Source organism: Rahnella contaminans, assembly GCF_011065485.1.
In the GTDB taxonomy this organism is placed as follows: Bacteria; Pseudomonadota; Gammaproteobacteria; order Enterobacterales; family Enterobacteriaceae; genus Rahnella; species Rahnella contaminans.
In genome coordinates, this window is record NZ_JAADJS010000004.1 from 16,635 (window position 1) to 34,412 (window position 17,778).

Genomic DNA, 17,778 nt, shown 5'->3' on the forward strand with positions numbered 1-17,778 from the left:
CAACTTGTAATGAAAATGTTGTTATTTGTTGGGTTGTTGTATCAATAAATCGTGCCTATTTTTAAATAAGATTGATTATCAAACATAGAATTCTTAACGTGCTGATTTATATGTATTTTAAAAGGCCTGATTAGCTAAAGACATTCAAACAGCGCAAGGTATATAAAGAGGTCTGGGTTAATTATGTGATCCAGTGCACGCTTCTTTGTCAGGTGATGAAATAACCGAAGCAAAGTAAAAAGGACAAATTCAGCTATAGTTTGGTGGTCAAAATAGTGATGAAGCGGAAAATTTAAATAATTGTTCACCTTTTCGCTACTTATCCATTGAATTCGTTCCAGTGCCCCGTATAATTTGCTCGGTTTTTGCTGCTTGACTCAAAACAGTAAAGGCAGTGATATACGGCCTTCAGAATACCTCCAGCTAGGTACTTGATACGGAGAGAACAAACGTCATGTCTGTATCCGGTATTTTACACAGTGCCAATAGTGTGAAGGTTGCCAGAAAGCTGTTAATACTGCAGTTATTGACCTTTGTTCTGCTCAGCGCTGTATTTGGCTTTAAAAGCCTGGAATGGACCACATCGGCCCTTATGGGTGGTTTGGCCGCCTGGGTGCCAAATGTACTGTTTATGCTGTTTGCATGGCGCCACCAGGCGCAAACAACGGTCTCTGGACGGGTTGCCTGGTCCTTTGCTATCGGGGAAGCGCTGAAGGTTCTGGTTACGGTGATCTTAATGATTGTCGCACTTGGCCTGTTTAAGGCGGTTTTTGCCCCGTTGGGGTTGGCCTATTTATCGGTGTTGATGACTCAGATTTTGGCACCGGCCGTCATTAACAGTTACCGTACTTAACTACTAAAGGGTAAGAGGCATCATGTCTGCATCAGGAGAAATCTCTACTCCACAAGAGTATATCAGTCACCATCTGACCCAGCTTCAGATCGGGACGGGATTCTGGTCGATTAACATCGATTCGATGTTTTTCTCCGTGTTCCTCGGAGTACTCTTTCTGGTTATCTTCCATCGCGTAGCCAAAAACGCCACCAGCGGTGTCCCGGGTAAGCTGCAAACTGCAGTCGAACTGGTCGTTGGTTTCGTCGACAGCAGCGTGCGTGACATGTATCACGGCAAAAGCAAAGTGATTGCACCTCTCGCGCTGACCGTCTTCGTCTGGGTGTTTATGATGAACCTGATGGATTTGCTGCCAATCGATTTGCTGCCGACTATCGGTGAGAGAGTCCTTGGTCTGCCAGCGCTGCGTGTGGTTCCTACGGCTGACGTGAACATTACGTTATCCATGGCGCTTGGCGTATTCATTCTGATTCTTTTCTATAGCATTAAGATGAAAGGCTTTGGCGGTTTCATTAAAGAACTGACAATGCAGCCATTCAATCATCCGGTTTTCATTCCGATTAACCTGATTCTTGAAGGTGTCAGCCTGCTGTCTAAACCAGTTTCACTGGGTCTGCGACTGTTTGGCAATATGTATGCGGGTGAGTTGATCTTCATCCTTATTGCTGGCCTGTTGCCGTGGTGGTCACAGTGGATCCTGAATGTGCCTTGGGCCATTTTCCACATCCTGATCATTACGCTACAAGCCTTTATTTTCATGGTTCTGACGATTGTCTATCTCTCGATGGCATCTGAAAAACACTGATTTTCTTTCAACACTACTGCGTTTTAACTGAAACAAACTGGAGACTGTCATGGAAAACCTGAGTATGGATCTGCTGTACATGGCTGCCGCTGTGATGATGGGCCTGGCGGCAATCGGTGCTGCGATCGGTATCGGCATCTTGGGTGGTAAATTCTTGGAAGGTGCTGCACGTCAGCCTGACCTGATCCCTCTGTTGCGTACACAGTTCTTTATCGTTATGGGTCTGGTCGATGCAATCCCAATGATTGCTGTTGGTCTGGGTCTGTACGTGATGTTTGCTGTCGCCTAACTCTGAGTTCGCTCAGCGTTAAACGAACTACATCAAATATTTCACTTTGAAAGAGGCATTGTGCTGTGAATCTTAACGCAACAATCCTCGGCCAGGCTATCGCGTTTGTCCTGTTTGTCGTGTTCTGTATGAAGTACGTATGGCCGCCAATTATGGCTGCCATCGAAAAACGTCAGAAAGAGATTTCTGAAGGTTTATCTTCTGCAGAACGTGCAAAAAAAGAACTGGATTTAGCGCAAGCCGATGCGACCGACCAACTGAAGAAAGCCAAAGCTGAAGCTCAGGTAATCATCGACCAGGCGAACAAGCGTAAAGCACAGATCGTCGACGAAGCGAAGACCGAAGCCGAGCAGGAACGTAACAAGATCGTAGCGCAAGCTAAGGCAGAGATTGACGCCGAACGCCAACGCGCCCGCGAAGAGTTGCGTAAACAGGTCGGGATTTTGGCCATTGCTGGCGCCGAGAAGATCATCGAACGTTCCGTGGATGAAGCTGCTAACAGCGACATCGTTGATAAACTGGTCGCTGAACTGTAAGGAGGGAGGGGCTGATGTCTGAATTTGTAACTGTAGCTCGCCCCTACGCCAAAGCAGCTTTTGACTTTGCCGTTGAGCACCAAAGCTTAGATCGCTGGCAGTCCATGTTAGCGTTCACGGCTGAAGTCACGCGCAATGAACAGATTGAAGAACTGCTTTCCGGTGCTAGCGCGCCAGAAACTTTGTCTAAAACGTTTATTGCCGTATGTGGTGAACAACTCGACGACGCAGGCCAGAACCTGATTAAGGTAATGGCCGAAAATGGACGTTTACGCGTTCTTCCTGAAGTGTTGCAGCAGTTCATCGAACTGCGTGCCTCACTGGAGGCGATTGCTGAAGTTGATGTGACCTCAGCAAATCCACTGACGGAAGAACAGCAGGCAAAAATTGCTGCTGCGATGGAAAAACGTCTGTCTCGCAAAGTTAAGCTGAATTGCAAAATTGACAAGTCTGTTCTTGCCGGTGTCATTATCCGTGCAGGTGATATGGTGATTGATGGCAGCGTTCGCAGTCGTCTTGAACGCCTGGCAGACGTCTTGCAGTCTTAAGGGGACTGGAGCATGCAACTGAATTCCACCGAAATCAGCGAACTGATAAAGCAGCGCATTGCTCAGTTCAATGTAGTGAGCGAAGCTCACAATGAAGGTACTATCGTTTCCGTCAGTGACGGGATCATCCGCGTGCACGGCCTGGCCGATGTCATGCAAGGCGAAATGATTGCGCTGCCGGGTAACCGCTACGCTATCGCCCTGAACCTGGAGCGCGACTCTGTAGGTGCCGTTGTAATGGGCCCTTACGCTGACCTCGCCGAAGGTATGAAAGTAAAATGTACGGGTCGTATCCTGGAAGTTCCAGTAGGCCGTGGCCTGCTGGGCCGCGTTGTTAACACCCTGGGTGCGCCAATTGACGGTAAAGGTCCGGTAGAGCACGACGGCTTCTCAGCTGTTGAAGCAATCGCACCGGGCGTTATCGAACGCCAATCCGTAGACCAGCCTGTGCAGACAGGTTATAAGTCCGTTGACGCCATGATCCCAATCGGTCGTGGTCAGCGTGAACTGGTCATCGGTGACCGTCAAACCGGTAAAACTGCTCTGGCTATTGATGCGATCATCAACCAGCGTGATTCCGGCATCAAATGTATCTATGTGGCTATCGGCCAGAAAGCGTCCACCATTTCTAACGTGGTTCGTAAACTGGAAGAGCACGGCGCACTGGCAAACACCATCGTTGTTGTTGCAACTGCATCAGAATCTGCTGCACTGCAATACCTGGCACCGTACTCCGGTTGCGCAATGGGTGAATACTTCCGTGACCGCGGCGAAGACGCACTGATCGTTTATGATGACCTGTCTAAACAGGCTGTTGCTTACCGTCAGATTTCCCTGTTGCTTCGTCGTCCACCAGGTCGTGAAGCTTACCCAGGCGATGTTTTCTATCTCCACTCCCGTCTGCTGGAACGTGCTGCGCGTGTAAACGCCGATTACGTTGAAGCATTCACCAAGGGTGAAGTGAAAGGCAAAACTGGTTCCCTGACTGCGCTTCCAATCATTGAAACGCAAGCAGGCGACGTTTCCGCGTTCGTTCCGACTAACGTAATTTCGATTACCGATGGTCAGATCTTCCTGGAATCAAACCTGTTCAACGCCGGTATTCGTCCTGCGGTTAACCCGGGTATTTCGGTATCCCGTGTTGGTGGTGCTGCTCAGACTAAGATCATGAAAAAACTGTCCGGTGGTATTCGTACCGCTCTGGCACAGTACCGTGAACTGGCTGCGTTCTCGCAGTTCGCATCAGATCTGGACGAAGCAACGCGTAAACAGCTGAACCATGGTCAGAAAGTGACCGAGCTGCTGAAACAGAAACAATACGCTCCGATGTCCATCGTTGCGCAGTCTCTGATCATCTTCGCAGCAGAACGTGGTTACCTGGAAGACGTTGAGTTGTCCAAAGTCGGTAGCTTCGAAGCGGCACTGTTAGCTTATGCTGACCGTGAGCACGGCGAGCTTCTGCAGCAAATCAACCAAACTGGTGCGTACAACGATGAGATCGAGGGGAAATTCAAAAATATCCTCGATACCTTCAAAGCAACCCAGTCCTGGTAATACTAAACGGCCCTGCTGCCCTGCTTTTAGCAGATAAGCAGCAGGCCGTTTGGTCATGAGGAGAAGCAGAGATGGCCGGCGGAAAAGAGATACGTAGTAAGATCGGCAGCGTGCAGAACACGCAAAAGATCACTAAAGCGATGGAAATGGTCGCCGCCTCCAAAATGCGTAAAACGCAGGATCGCATGGCGGCCAGCCGTCCTTATGCAGAAACCATTCGTGAAGTGATTGGTCACCTCGCGCTCGGGAATCTGGAATACAAGCACCCTTACCTGGATGAACGTGAAGTTAAACGCGTCGGGTATCTGGTGGTGTCTACCGACCGTGGTCTTTGTGGTGGTCTGAACATTAACTTGTTCAAAAAACTGCTCACAGAGATGAAAGATTGGTCCGCGAAAGGCGTTGAGGTTGACTTAGCCCTGATCGGTTCCAAAGCAGCTTCTTTCTTCGGATCCGTTGGGGGCAACGTTGTTGCTCAGGTGACTGGCATGGGGGATAACCCTTCCCTGTCAGAGCTGATCGGACCGGTGAAAGTGATGTTGCAAGCTTTCGACGAAGGTCGTTTAGACAAGTTATGCGTTGTTAGCAACAAATTCGTCAATACCATGTCTCAGGAACCACGCATCGTTCAGTTGTTGCCTCTGCCACCGGCAGAAGACGGCGAACTGGCGAAGAAATCCTGGGATTACCTGTATGAGCCGGACCCTAAAGCACTGCTGGATACCCTCCTGCGCCGCTATGTGGAATCTCAGGTTTATCAGGGCGTCGTAGAAAACCTGGCCAGCGAACAGGCCGCGCGAATGGTAGCGATGAAAGCCGCAACCGATAACGGCGGCAGCCTGATCAAAGAGCTGCAGTTGGTATACAACAAAGCTCGTCAGGCCAGCATCACTCAGGAACTCACCGAGATCGTCGGGGGAGCCTCCGCGGTTTAAGCTAGGTTTACGAATTACGTAGAGGATTCAAGATGGCTACTGGAAAGATTATCCAGGTAATCGGCGCCGTGGTGGACGTCGAGTTCCCTCAGGATGCGGTACCGAACGTGTACCATGCTCTTGAGGTAGAAAACGGTACCTCCAAGCTGGTGCTGGAAGTTCAGCAACAGTTAGGCGGCGGCGTTGTTCGTTGTATCGCAATGGGTACATCAGATGGCTTGCGTCGCGGTCTGAAAGTGAACAACCTGGAACACCCAATTGAAGTTCCGGTGGGTGTTGCAACACTGGGTCGTATCATGAACGTATTGGGTGAACCAATCGACATGAAAGGTGAAATCGGCGAAGAAGAACGTCGTGCAATTCACCGTGCTGCGCCTTCTTATGAAGAGCTGGCAAACTCCCAGGAATTGCTGGAAACCGGTATCAAAGTTATGGACCTGATGTGCCCGTTCGCTAAGGGCGGTAAAGTCGGTCTGTTCGGTGGTGCGGGTGTAGGTAAAACTGTAAACATGATGGAGCTGATCCGTAACATCGCGATCGAGCACTCCGGTTACTCTGTGTTCGCAGGCGTGGGTGAACGTACTCGTGAGGGTAACGACTTCTACCACGAAATGACCGAATCCAACGTTATCGACAAAGTATCCCTGGTCTATGGTCAGATGAATGAGCCACCAGGTAACCGTCTGCGCGTTGCATTGACCGGCCTGACCATGGCGGAGAAATTCCGTGATGAAGGTCGTGACGTACTGCTGTTTGTTGACAACATTTACCGTTATACCCTGGCAGGTACCGAAGTGTCTGCACTTCTGGGCCGTATGCCATCAGCGGTAGGTTATCAGCCAACGCTGGCGGAAGAGATGGGCGCTCTGCAAGAACGTATCACCTCTACCAAAAGTGGTTCTATCACCTCCGTACAGGCCGTTTACGTCCCTGCGGATGACTTGACTGACCCATCTCCAGCCACCACATTTGCTCACTTAGATGCAACCGTGGTACTGAGCCGTCAGATCGCGTCTCTGGGTATCTACCCGGCGGTTGACCCACTGGATTCCACCAGCCGTCAGCTGGATCCACTGGTTGTTGGTCAGGAACACTATGATGTGGCTCGTGGCGTGCAGTCTATTCTGCAACGTTACAAGGAACTGAAAGACATTATCGCGATCCTGGGTATGGATGAGTTGTCAGAAGATGACAAACTGGCCGTATCCCGTGCGCGTAAGATCGAACGCTTCCTGTCCCAGCCATTCTTCGTGGCCGAAGTCTTCACCGGTTCTCCGGGCAAGTTCGTATCGCTGAAAGACACCATTCGTGGTTTCAAAGGCATTATGGACGGCGACTACGATCACCTGCCAGAGCAAGCGTTCTACATGGTTGGCACCATTGAAGAAGCAGTGGAAAAAGCCAAGAAACTGTAACGCTAGTTTGTTGTGAGAGAGGATGACATGGCTGAAAAAGCTTACCATCTGGATGTTGTCAGTGCGGAAAAACGTATGTTTGCCGGCATGGTACAGAAAATCCAGGTGACGGGTAGCGAAGGCGAACTGGGTATTTTCCCGGGGCATGCTCCGCTGCTCACCGCCATCAAGCCTGGCATGGTGCGCATTGTTAAAGAACACGGTGAAGAAGAGTATATCTATCTTTCCGGTGGCATCCTTGAGGTGCAGCCGAATGCAACGACCGTGTTGGCTGATACTGCAATCCGTGGGCAAGACCTCGACGAAGCGCGCGCGCTTGAAGCTAAGCGCAAAGCGGAAGAACACATTAGTGGTTCTCACGGCGACGTTGATTACGCTCAGGCGTCAGCGGAACTGGCTAAGGCGATCGCGAAACTTCGCGTTATCGAACTGACCAGAAAAGCGATGTAACAACATCATTGAGAAAAGCGACCTTCGGGTCGCTTTTTTTTTACCTTTAAAAAAGGGTGTTTTCAGCATTTTCCCCAAGGTTAATTTGGGCATCTGGTGGAATACTTGGGTGATTAATGGACATATTACCCTCAGATTTTTTGTTATAGTCTATATCGTGTTCAACCCTTGCGGGCTGCGGTTTGCAGGCGGTTTTTGACGCGAAATATGTAGTAATTCGGTCACATAACGGGTTACTTTTGTCACTCAAATTGGATTTGTCAGGTCATCTATGTCAAACAGCGCACTGAGTGTGGTGATCCTTGCCGCGGGCAAGGGAACACGCATGTATTCCAACCTCCCTAAAGTTCTTCATACATTGGCGGGTAAGCCAATGGTTCAACACGTCATTGATGCGGCCACGCAAGTGGGTGCCAGAAACGTGCATCTGGTCTATGGCCACGGTGGCGATTTACTGAAGAAAACGCTGGCTGGCAGTGAACTGAACTGGGTATTGCAGGCTGAGCAGCTGGGTACCGGGCATGCGATGCAACAGGCTGCGCCTTTCTTTGCGGATGACGAAGATGTCCTGATGCTTTACGGCGATGTCCCGCTGATTTCGGTTGAAACGCTGGATAAGTTGCTGAAAGCTAAGCCTGAAGGTGGTATCGGTTTGCTGACCGTCGTGCTGGATAATCCAACCGGCTATGGCCGCATCGTGCGCGAAAATGGCATTGTGACCGGCATCATTGAGCAGAAAGATGCGAATGCTGAGCAGCTTAAAATCCAGGAAATTAACACCGGTATTCTGGTGGCCAACGGTGCATCGTTCAAGCGCTGGCTCGGTCAGTTGAACAACAACAACGCGCAGGGCGAATATTACATTACCGACATCATCGCGATGGCACATGCGGAAGGCAATCTGATCGCCACTGTTCATCCGGCGAGAAACAGCGAAGTGGATGGCGTGAATAACCGCCTGCAGCTTTCCCGTCTTGAGCGCGTATATCAGACCGAACAGGCCGAACGTCTGCTTCTGGAAGGCGTAATGCTGATGGATCCGGCGCGCTTTGATCTCCGTGGCGAGTTGTCTCATGGGATTGATGTGCTGATCGACACCAACGTCATTATCGACGGCCACGTAAAACTGGGCGATCGCGTGAAAATCGGCGCGGGCTGCGTACTGAAAAACTGCGTGATCGGCGATGACTGCGAAGTCAGCCCTTACAGTGTATTCGAAGATGCGGTGCTGGAAAGCGGGTGTACAGTCGGACCTTTCGCGCGTCTGCGTCCGGGTGCCGAACTGGCTGAAGGCGCTCATGTGGGTAACTTCGTCGAAATCAAAAAAGCGCGCTTGGGGAAAGGTTCGAAAGCAGGACATCTTTCCTATCTTGGCGACGCTGAAATTGGCGACAACGTGAATATCGGTGCGGGGACGATTACCTGCAACTATGACGGCGTGAACAAAAGCAAAACGATTATCGGCAATGACGTCTTTGTCGGATCGGATACCCAGCTGATTGCGCCGGTCACCGTGGGCAATAACGTCACCATCGCTGCCGGAACAACTGTGACGCGCGATGTGCCGGATAACGGCTTGTTGCTGAGCCGTGTGCCGCAGGTACATAAACCTGACTGGCAAAAACCGGTGAAGAAAAAGTAAGCTATTCTGAAGTTTACGTATTCAGGCGCAGTTTTCTGCGCCTGATGTTTGTTTATTGCATTGTGTTTTGGTCTGGGTTTTGTCGTCGAAACTCAGTCCAAAACATAATAATCCCCAACTCTCTACAAGGCTCGGGGAACCGCACGTACACCGGAAAACGGGGCGTGTGGATAAATCAGGTCAGGCATCAAAAAAGGTCCCGAAAGACCTTCTATAGGAATAAAACTGATGTGTGGAATTGTAGGCGCTGTAGCGCAACGCGATATTGCTGAAATTTTGTTGGAAGGTTTACGCCGTCTGGAATACCGCGGTTATGACTCAGCCGGTCTGGCTGTCATTGATACCGACGGGAAAATGGGACGCCTGCGTCGTCTGGGAAAAGTCCAGATGCTGGCTGAGGCTCTGGATCAACATCCTTTGCACGGCGGTACCGGTATTGCACATACCCGCTGGGCAACGCACGGTGAACCTTCTGAAGCGAACGCACACCCGCATGTGTCTGATTACATTGCGGTAGTGCACAACGGCATTATCGAAAACCACGAACCTTTGCGTGAATTACTGATTGAACGTGGTTACCGTTTTGATTCCGAAACGGATACCGAAGTGATTGCGCATCTGGTGCATTGGGAACAACTTCAGGGCGGCACACTGCTGGAAGTCGTTCAGCGCGTGATCCCTCAGCTGCGCGGCGCTTATGGCACTGTGGTGATGGACCGACGTGATCCGTCCGTTCTGGTCGCAGCCCGTTCCGGCAGCCCGCTGGTGATTGGCCGTGGCGTAGGTGAAAACTTCATTGCCTCCGATCAGCTGGCGCTGTTGCCTGTGACCCGCCGCTTCCTGTTCCTGGAAGAAGGTGATGTGGCTGAAGTTAAGCGCCGTTCCGTCAGTGTCTATGACAAAAATGGTCATGCTGTAGAACGTGCCGAAATCGAATCCAAAGTGCAGTACGACGCCGGTGACAAAGGCGCTTACCGCCACTACATGCAAAAAGAGATTTACGAACAGCCGCTGGCGATTAAAAACACGCTGGAAGGACGTTTCAGCCACGGTGAAGTGAATCTGAGCGAACTGGGCGAAAAGGCGGATGAGATCCTCTCCCGCGTTCAGCATGTTCAGATCATTGCCTGCGGCACGTCATACAACTCCGGTATGGTGGCGCGTTACTGGTTCGAATCGCTGGCCGGTATGCCGTGTGATGTCGAGATTGCGTCGGAATTCCGTTATCGCAAATCTGCCGTTCGTCCTGGCAGCCTGATCATCACCCTGTCTCAGTCCGGTGAAACCGCCGACACGCTGGCTGCACTGCGCCTGTCCAAAGAGCTGGGTTATCTCGGTTCTCTGGCCGTGTGTAACGTAGCCGGTTCTTCGCTGGTGCGTGAATCCGATCTGGCGCTGATGACCAAAGCGGGCACGGAAATCGGCGTGGCGTCGACGAAAGCGTTTACCACGCAGCTGACCGTTCTGCTGATGCTGGTGGCACGTATGGGTCGTCTGAAAGGCATAGCACCGCAGGTTGAGCATGACATTGTTCACGCGTTACAGGCGCTGCCTGCGCGTATCGAACAGATGTTGTCGCTGGATAAAACCATCGAATCGCTGGCGGAAGGCTTCTCTGACAAACATCATGCGCTGTTCCTCGGCCGTGGCGATCAATATCCGATCGCGATGGAAGGTGCGCTGAAGCTGAAAGAGATTTCCTATATTCATGCGGAAGCGTATGCGGCAGGCGAGCTGAAACACGGCCCGCTGGCGCTGATTGACGCGGATATGCCGGTGATTGTGGTTGCGCCTAATAACGAACTTCTGGAAAAACTGAAGTCGAATATCGAAGAAGTGCGCGCACGCGGTGGTCTGCTGTATGTCTTCGCCGATCAGGATGCCGGTTTCACCGACAGCGACGGTATGAAAATCATTCAGTTACCGCATGTCGAAGAAATCGTCGCACCGATCTTCTACACGGTCCCGTTACAGCTTCTGTCTTACTATGTTGCCCTGATTAAAGGCACTGACGTAGACCAGCCACGTAATCTGGCCAAATCGGTCACAGTAGAATAAGCCACGCTGGCTTTGAAACTGCCTGCTAAGCGCCCATCTCGGGCGCTTTTTTATTTCTAAAAGGCTAAGGCGTGGTCACGATTCTCCTCTCTCAGGCTTCGTTAGCCGCCACGGATAAGGTATAGTCCGCCTTTTTTACGAAGGTGATTTGCTGAATGCTGTCCAACCCCTCCATTCGTCTCAACAAATACATTAGCGAGAGCGGGATCTGCTCACGCCGTGATGCCGATCGTTACATCGAACAGGGAAACGTTTTTATCAATGGCAGACGCGCCTCCGTGGGCGCACAAGTATTTGCCGGTGATGTGGTGAAAGTTAACGGCCAGCTGATTGAACCGCGTGATGAAGAAGATTTAGTGCTTATCGCGCTTAATAAGCCCGTGGGGATCATCACCACGATGGAAGACGGTGAGCGGGACAACATCAGTGATTTCGTTAACCACAGCAAGCGCGTTTTCCCTATCGGGCGTCTGGATAAAGATTCTCAGGGCCTGATTTTACTGACCAACCACGGTGATCTGGTCAATAAAATCCTGCGTGCGGGCAACGACCACGAAAAAGAATATGTCGTAACGGTCAACAAACCGGTGACGGATGAGTTTATTACCGGCCTGGGCGCGGGTGTGCCGATGCTGGGAACGGTGACCAAAAAGTGCAAAGTGAAGAAAGAAGCGCCCTTTGTATTTCGTATCACGCTGGTTCAGGGGCTTAACCGCCAGATCCGCCGTATGTGTAAGCATTTTGGCTTTGAAGTCACCAAGCTTGAGCGTGTGCGGATTATGAACATCAACCTGAAAGGCCTGCCTTTGGGGGAATGGCGTGATTTGACGGACGATGAGCTGGTCGAATTATTCAGACTGACTGAAAACTCAACTTCTGAAGAAAAGCCGGCCAAAAAAACGCAGTCTAAACCTGCTCAGGCCAAAAAACCGGTTGTCACAAAACCGAAAAATACCGAGAAACCCGACGGAAATTCAGCTTCCCGTAAACGTTTTGCACAGCCAGGACGTAAAAAGAAAGGGCGTTAAGTCCGCATCTCTTTCCGCGGCCACCGGCCTTTGGGCCGGTTTTTATTTGATCGGTCCGCTTCAGTTTGCCCATCTCGCCTAAATTGTGACCAGTGTCATAAAACTGTCATATAACGTACATTTTACTGTCACCAAACTGTCCTATTTTCCTCCTGTGCCAAACACTTTATAAATCTCGACCTGGGTCGAACAAAAAAAAACCACTAGGAGTGGAACATGAAATTGATGCGTAACACCGTCGCCGGTATTGTAGCAGCGACTTTCTCCCTCACAGCAATGTCTGCTTTCGCTGCTAGTAATCTGACTGGCGCTGGCGGCACCTTCCCTGCACCTGTCTACGCTAAGTGGGCGGATGCATACCAGAAAGCAACCGGTACTCAGGTTAACTATCAGGGCATCGGCTCTTCCGGCGGCGTGAAACAAATCATCGCCAAGACCGTTGATTTCGGCGCATCTGATGCTCCGATGAAAGAAGAAGATCTGAACAAAAACGGCCTGTTCCAGTTCCCTACCGTGATCGGTGGCGTGGTACTGGCAGTGAATATCCCGGGCATCAAATCAGGTCAGCTGACACTGGACGGCGCAACGCTGGGTGATATCTACCTGGGCAAAATCAAAAAGTGGAACGACGCGGCGATCACTAAGCTGAACCCGGGCGTGAAACTGCCAGATACCAATATCGCCGTTGTTCGTCGTGCTGACGGTTCCGGTACTTCTTTCGTGTTCACCAGCTATCTGGCAAAAGTGAACAACGAGTGGAAAGAGAAAATCGGTTCAGGTTCAACAGTTAACTGGCCTACCGGTCTGGGCGGCAAAGGTAACGACGGCGTAGCCGCATTTGTACAGCGTCTGCCGGGCTCCATCGGATACGTAGAATATGCTTACGCTAAACAAAACAACCTGGCTTATACCAAGCTGGTTGATGCGGATGGCAAGGCGATCAGCCCGACAGAAGAATCCTTCAGTGCAGCAGCTAAAGGCGCTGACTGGAGCAAAACCTTCGCTCAGGACCTGACTTTCCAGAAAGGCGACAACGCGTGGCCAATCAGCTCCACCACCTTCATCCTGATTTACAAAGATCAGCAGGATGCGACCAAAGGTGCTGAGGTTCTGAAGTTCTTCGACTGGGCTTACAAAAACGGCAATAAACTGACGACTGACCTGGATTATGCAACGCTTCCACCTTCAGTCGTTGAGCAGGTTCGTGCAGCCTGGAAAGCAAATATCAAAGATAGCAGCGGCAAAGCACTTTACTAGGATCTGACGTCTCGTCTGATATAGAGTACAAGTCTTCTGCTTCATTCCCTCTCCGGCCGGGGAGGGAATTAAATCTTAATTAAAAGAGAGTGGTATGGCTGAATACAAGCCGGCTATCAAAGCACCAAGCAAAAACGGTGACATCCTTTTCGGCGCGCTGGTCAAACTGGCTGCGCTGATCGTGTTATTAATGCTGGGCGGAATCATCGTCTCGCTGTTTATTGCTTCGCTGCCTAGCATTGAAAAATTCGGATTATCCTTCCTGTGGACGAAAACATGGGATGCCCCGAATCAGCAGTTCGGCGCACTGGTGCCTATTTACGGTACCGTCGTGACCTCGATTATCGCCTTACTGATTGCCGTTCCCGTCAGTTTTGGTATCGCATTATTCCTCACTGAGCTGGCACCTAACTGGATGAAACGTCCGCTGGGTATTGCTATCGAACTGCTGGCGGCGATCCCCAGCATTGTTTACGGCATGTGGGGTTTATTCGTTTTCGCTCCGCTGTTTGCCCAGTATTTCCAGACACCGGTCGGTGATGTGCTTTCCGGTATTCCGATTGTTGGCGCGCTATTCGCTGGCCCGGGATTTGGTATCGGCATCTTGGCGGCAGGTGTCATTCTGGCCATCATGATCATTCCATACATTGCCTCCGTCATGCGTGACGTGTTCGAGCAAACGCCGGTCATGATGAAAGAATCGGCCTACGGAATTGGTTGTACGACCTGGGAAGTGATCTGGCGCATCGTGCTGCCGTTCACCAAAAATGGTGTCATCGGCGGTGTCATGCTTGGTCTTGGCCGTGCGCTCGGCGAAACCATGGCGGTGACCTTCATTATCGGTAACACCTACCAGCTCGACAGCATTTCGCTTTATGCGCCCGGCAACAGTATTACCTCGGCGCTGGCGAACGAATTCGCCGAAGCTGAAGCAGGTCTGCATACGTCCGCGCTGATGGAGCTGGGCCTTATCCTGTTTGTTATCACCTTTATTGTTCTGGCGCTGTCGAAAGTCATGATTCTGCGTCTGGCTAAGAAAGAGGGCCGTTAAGATGACGACACTCGAAATGCAAAGTAACGCAGCCTTACTGGAATCACGTCGCAAACGTCAGGCATGGCGCCGTCAGAAGAACCGTCTGGCGCTGATGATTTCCATGCTGACCATGCTTTTTGGCCTGTTCTGGCTGGTCTGGATCCTGTTCACGACCGTCGTGAAAGGCGTAGACGGCATGTCTCTGGCGCTGTTTACCCAAAACACCCCGCCGCCAAATACGGCAGGCGGTGGTCTGGCGAACGCCATTGCGGGCAGCGGACTGCTGATTTTATGGGCGACGGTTATCGGTACGCCGCTGGGCGTGATGGCGGGGATTTATCTGGCAGAATATGGCCGTAAATCCTGGCTGGCGGAATTCATTCGCTTCATCAACGACATTCTGCTTTCTGCTCCTTCCATTGTGGTTGGCCTGTTCGTTTACACCATCATGGTGGCGAAAATGGGGCACTTCTCTGGCTGGGCGGGCGTACTGGCGCTGGCGCTGCTGCAAATCCCGATTGTTATCCGTACCACGGAAAACATGCTGAAACTGGTGCCGGACAGCCTGCGTGAAGCGGCTTATGCGCTGGGAACGCCGAAATGGAAAATGATTTCTGCAATCACCCTGAAAGCCTCTGTTTCCGGCATTATCACCGGTATTTTGCTGGCGATTGCCCGCATCGCCGGCGAAACCGCACCGCTGCTGTTTACGTCGCTCTCCAACCAGTTCTGGAGCACCGACATGATGCAGCCGATCGCCAACCTGCCGGTGACCATCTTCAAGTTTGCGATGAGCCCGTTTGGCGAATGGCAACAACTGGCCTGGGCGGGCGTGCTGCTGATTACAGTGTGTGTGCTGTTGCTGAACATTCTGGCGCGTGTGATCTTCGCCACGAAGAAGCAGTAAGTTAATTCATTACTGATGGCAGAGTTTTTCACTCTGCCATCACTGTTTACCCGGCGTCGCACAGCGGCGCGCGCAAAAGAGAGATGTCTTAATGAGTCGAATGACTGACGCATCCAACAGCAAGATTCAGGTTCGCGATCTGAATTTTTATTACGGTAAATTCCACGCGCTGAAAAATATTTCCCTGGATATCGCTAAGAACGAAGTCACGGCATTCATCGGCCCGTCAGGTTGTGGTAAATCCACGCTGCTGCGTACGTTCAACAAAATGTATCAGCTTTACCCTGAGCAGCATGCAGAAGGCGAAATTCTGCTCGATGGCGAAAATATTCTGGTCGATAAACAGGATATCGCGCTGCTGCGTGCCAAAGTTGGCATGGTCTTCCAGAAACCGACGCCGTTCCCGATGTCGATTTACGACAACATCGCGTTTGGTGTCCGTCTGTTTGAAAAACTTTCCCGTACGGACATGGATGAGCGCGTGCAATGGGCGCTGACCAAAGCCGCTTTGTGGAATGAATCCAAAGACAAGCTGCACCAGAGCGGTTACAGCCTGTCCGGCGGCCAGCAACAGCGTCTGTGCATTGCGCGCGGCATTGCTATCCGCCCTGATGTTCTCCTGCTTGATGAACCATGTTCGGCGCTGGACCCAATTTCAACCGGCCGTATCGAAGAGCTGATCACCGAGCTAAAATCTGATTACACCGTGGTGATCGTGACCCACAACATGCAGCAGGCTGCGCGTTGTTCAGACCGCACTGCGTTTATGTATCTGGGTGAGCTGATCGAATACAGTGACACTGACTCGCTGTTTACTTCGCCAGCGCGCAAACAGACTGAAGATTACATTACTGGCCGCTACGGTTGAGGTAAGAACGATGGACAACCTGAACTTAAATAAACACATTTCCGGCCAGTTTAACGCCGAGCTCGAGCACATCCGTACACAGGTTCTGGCGATGGGTGGGCTGGTTGAACAGCAACTGACTGATGCGATCACCGCGATGCACAATCAGGATGCCGAACTGGCGCAGCGCGTCATCAAAGGTGATGACAAAGTTAACCTGATGGAAGTGGCGATTGACGAAGCGTGCGTGCGCATTATTGCCAAGCGCCAGCCGACCGCCAGCGATCTGCGTTTGGTGATGGCGATTATCAAAACCATTTCTGAGCTCGAACGTATCGGCGATGTGGCGGATAAAATCTGCCGCACGGCGCTGGAGAAATTCTCGCATCTGCATCAGCCGCTGCTGGTCAGCCTGGAATCTCTGGGCCGCCATACGGTAGAAATGCTGCATGACGTGCTCGACGCGTTCGCGCGTATGGATCTTGACGAAGCGGTGCGTATTTACCGTGAAGATAAGAAAGTGGATCAGGAATATGAAGGCATTGTGCGTCAGCTCATGACCTACATGATGGAAGATCCGCGTACCATTCCAAGCGTCCTGACCGCGTTGTTCTGCGCCCGTTCCATTGAGCGTATCGGCGATCGTTGCCAGAATATTTGTGAATTCATCTTCTACTTCGTGAAAGGGCAGGATTTCCGTCACGTTGGTGGCGATGCGCTCGACAAATTGCTGACAGACGGCAAAGACACTGCGAAAGACTGATCGGTCACTGATACTCGTCATACAAAATCTTCGCCATAAAAAAGGCCTCTAACGAGGCCTTTTTGCTGTCCGCTGACGCGCTATTTCATCACATACCGCAGTGCCACCACCACTGCCAGCTGGCGATAATGCGCCACCTGCAAATCCACTTCGTCAGGGTTTTCGAACAGAGCACCGAATGTGTACTGGTTCGCGACCTGATGCACACACAGGCTGCTGATCAGCCGGTGAACGTCGCGCGCCTGGGAATCTTCCTTAAATAAATGGCTCTGTTTTCCGCGTTCGAGAATATCTTCCAGCAGCGTTAACGCCGTTTTATTGATCTCGCGGATGCTGGTGGACTGACGGATAAACCGGCCGCGCAGCATGTTTTCTGTCGACACAATGCGGATGAATTCCGGGTGAGAAACGTGAAAATCGAAGCTGGCTTCCACCAGTTTGACGATCGCCTCCGCCGGGGGAAATGACGACAAATCCAGATCCAGCTCGTGCTGGCGGATGCCGCGGTAAACGTGCTCCAGAACCAGCATGTATAGGGCTTCTTTGGTCTTGTAGTGATAGACCACCATACGTTTTGTGGTGTTGGCGTTTGAGGCGATATTTTCCATACGCGCGCCCATCAGGCCGGATTCAGCGAATTCAGCCAGAGCACTGTCGAAAATGCGCTGTTTCAGTCCTATCGGATCATTTTTACGTCCCGGCGCCGGGGAACTTTGGCTGCTCAGCGTCATATCCTCATTAATAACCTCAATCTCGCCACAGAGATTAACCATTGATTCGATCAGTTACAATCTGTGCGTTCATACAAGCCGCCAACACTTGACGAATGCGGTATGAAGGTCCACTACTGTAAGTCTC

The 17,778-nt window shown here is 51.3% G+C and carries 18 protein-coding genes; 17 read left to right on the forward strand and 1 reads right to left on the reverse strand.

Annotated elements, in window-relative coordinates; translation table 11 throughout:
- Positions 1–454 precede the first annotated feature (454 nt).
- The 17 genes from atpI (at position 455) to phoU (ending at position 16,920) form a co-directional block, all read left to right on the forward strand.
- Positions 455–853, forward strand: a complete 399-nt coding sequence (atpI, locus tag GW579_RS17350) for a F0F1 ATP synthase subunit I (RefSeq protein WP_152323768.1) — start codon at positions 455–457, stop codon at positions 851–853.
- A 22-nt stretch (positions 854–875) separates the two neighbouring features.
- Positions 876–1,658 carry a F0F1 ATP synthase subunit A gene (atpB, locus tag GW579_RS17355; protein WP_152323767.1) on the forward strand — a complete coding sequence of 261 codons (783 nt, stop codon included), beginning with the start codon at positions 876–878 and terminating at the stop codon, positions 1,656–1,658.
- Positions 1,659–1,707: 49 nt separating this feature from the next.
- Positions 1,708–1,947 (forward strand): F0F1 ATP synthase subunit C, encoded by a 240-nt coding sequence (gene atpE / locus GW579_RS17360; protein WP_004093904.1) that lies wholly within the window; start codon positions 1,708–1,710, stop codon positions 1,945–1,947.
- 65 nt (positions 1,948–2,012) lie between these two features.
- A complete protein-coding gene (gene atpF, locus GW579_RS17365; protein WP_104923890.1) occupies positions 2,013–2,483 on the forward strand; it encodes a F0F1 ATP synthase subunit B in 471 nt (156 codons plus the stop codon).
- 14 nt (positions 2,484–2,497) lie between these two features.
- A complete protein-coding gene (gene atpH / locus GW579_RS17370) occupies positions 2,498–3,031 on the forward strand; it encodes a F0F1 ATP synthase subunit delta (protein WP_152323765.1) in 534 nt (177 codons plus the stop codon).
- A gap of 12 nt (positions 3,032–3,043) precedes the next feature.
- Complete coding sequence (gene atpA, locus GW579_RS17375; RefSeq protein WP_152323764.1) at positions 3,044–4,585, forward strand: F0F1 ATP synthase subunit alpha; 1,542 nt, start codon at positions 3,044–3,046, stop codon at positions 4,583–4,585.
- A gap of 71 nt (positions 4,586–4,656) precedes the next feature.
- Positions 4,657–5,520, forward strand: a complete 864-nt coding sequence (gene atpG, locus GW579_RS17380) for a F0F1 ATP synthase subunit gamma (RefSeq protein WP_152323763.1) — start codon at positions 4,657–4,659, stop codon at positions 5,518–5,520.
- A 32-nt stretch (positions 5,521–5,552) separates the two neighbouring features.
- Positions 5,553–6,935 carry a F0F1 ATP synthase subunit beta gene (atpD, locus tag GW579_RS17385; RefSeq protein ID WP_101077832.1) on the forward strand — a complete coding sequence of 461 codons (1,383 nt, stop codon included), beginning with the start codon at positions 5,553–5,555 and terminating at the stop codon, positions 6,933–6,935.
- Positions 6,936–6,962: 27 nt separating this feature from the next.
- Positions 6,963–7,385 (forward strand): F0F1 ATP synthase subunit epsilon, encoded by a 423-nt coding sequence (locus tag GW579_RS17390; RefSeq protein ID WP_101077831.1) that lies wholly within the window; start codon positions 6,963–6,965, stop codon positions 7,383–7,385.
- A 271-nt stretch (positions 7,386–7,656) separates the two neighbouring features.
- Positions 7,657–9,027, forward strand: coding sequence for a bifunctional UDP-N-acetylglucosamine diphosphorylase/glucosamine-1-phosphate N-acetyltransferase GlmU (glmU, locus tag GW579_RS17395; RefSeq protein WP_152323762.1), 1,371 nt, complete (start codon positions 7,657–7,659; stop codon positions 9,025–9,027).
- A 228-nt stretch (positions 9,028–9,255) separates the two neighbouring features.
- Entirely contained in the window at positions 9,256–11,085 is a 1,830-nt protein-coding gene (gene glmS, locus GW579_RS17400; protein ID WP_165060637.1) for a glutamine--fructose-6-phosphate transaminase (isomerizing), read from the forward strand.
- A gap of 155 nt (positions 11,086–11,240) precedes the next feature.
- The gene (gene rluF, locus GW579_RS17405; RefSeq protein ID WP_152323760.1) at positions 11,241–12,113 is read left to right on the forward strand and encodes a 23S rRNA pseudouridine(2604) synthase RluF; all 873 of its coding nucleotides are present in this window, start codon (positions 11,241–11,243) and stop codon (positions 12,111–12,113) included.
- A 216-nt stretch (positions 12,114–12,329) separates the two neighbouring features.
- On the forward strand, positions 12,330–13,370 hold the full coding sequence (gene pstS, locus GW579_RS17410; protein ID WP_152323759.1) for a phosphate ABC transporter substrate-binding protein PstS: 1,041 nt from the start codon (positions 12,330–12,332) through the stop codon (positions 13,368–13,370).
- A gap of 94 nt (positions 13,371–13,464) precedes the next feature.
- Positions 13,465–14,421, forward strand: a complete 957-nt coding sequence (gene pstC / locus GW579_RS17415; protein ID WP_152323758.1) for a phosphate ABC transporter permease PstC — start codon at positions 13,465–13,467, stop codon at positions 14,419–14,421.
- 1 nt (position 14,422) lies between these two features.
- The gene (pstA, locus tag GW579_RS17420) at positions 14,423–15,310 is read left to right on the forward strand and encodes a phosphate ABC transporter permease PstA (RefSeq protein ID WP_152323757.1); all 888 of its coding nucleotides are present in this window, start codon (positions 14,423–14,425) and stop codon (positions 15,308–15,310) included.
- 100 nt (positions 15,311–15,410) lie between these two features.
- A complete protein-coding gene (gene pstB, locus GW579_RS17425; RefSeq protein WP_013577692.1) occupies positions 15,411–16,178 on the forward strand; it encodes a phosphate ABC transporter ATP-binding protein PstB in 768 nt (255 codons plus the stop codon).
- 10 nt (positions 16,179–16,188) lie between these two features.
- On the forward strand, positions 16,189–16,920 hold the full coding sequence (gene phoU / locus GW579_RS17430; protein WP_165060639.1) for a phosphate signaling complex protein PhoU: 732 nt from the start codon (positions 16,189–16,191) through the stop codon (positions 16,918–16,920).
- 80 nt (positions 16,921–17,000) lie between these two features.
- Here the strand turns inward: phoU and GW579_RS17435 are convergent, their stop codons facing one another.
- Positions 17,001–17,693, reverse strand: coding sequence for a TetR/AcrR family transcriptional regulator (locus tag GW579_RS17435; protein WP_152323755.1), 693 nt, complete (start codon positions 17,691–17,693; stop codon positions 17,001–17,003).
- Positions 17,694–17,778 lie beyond the last annotated feature (85 nt).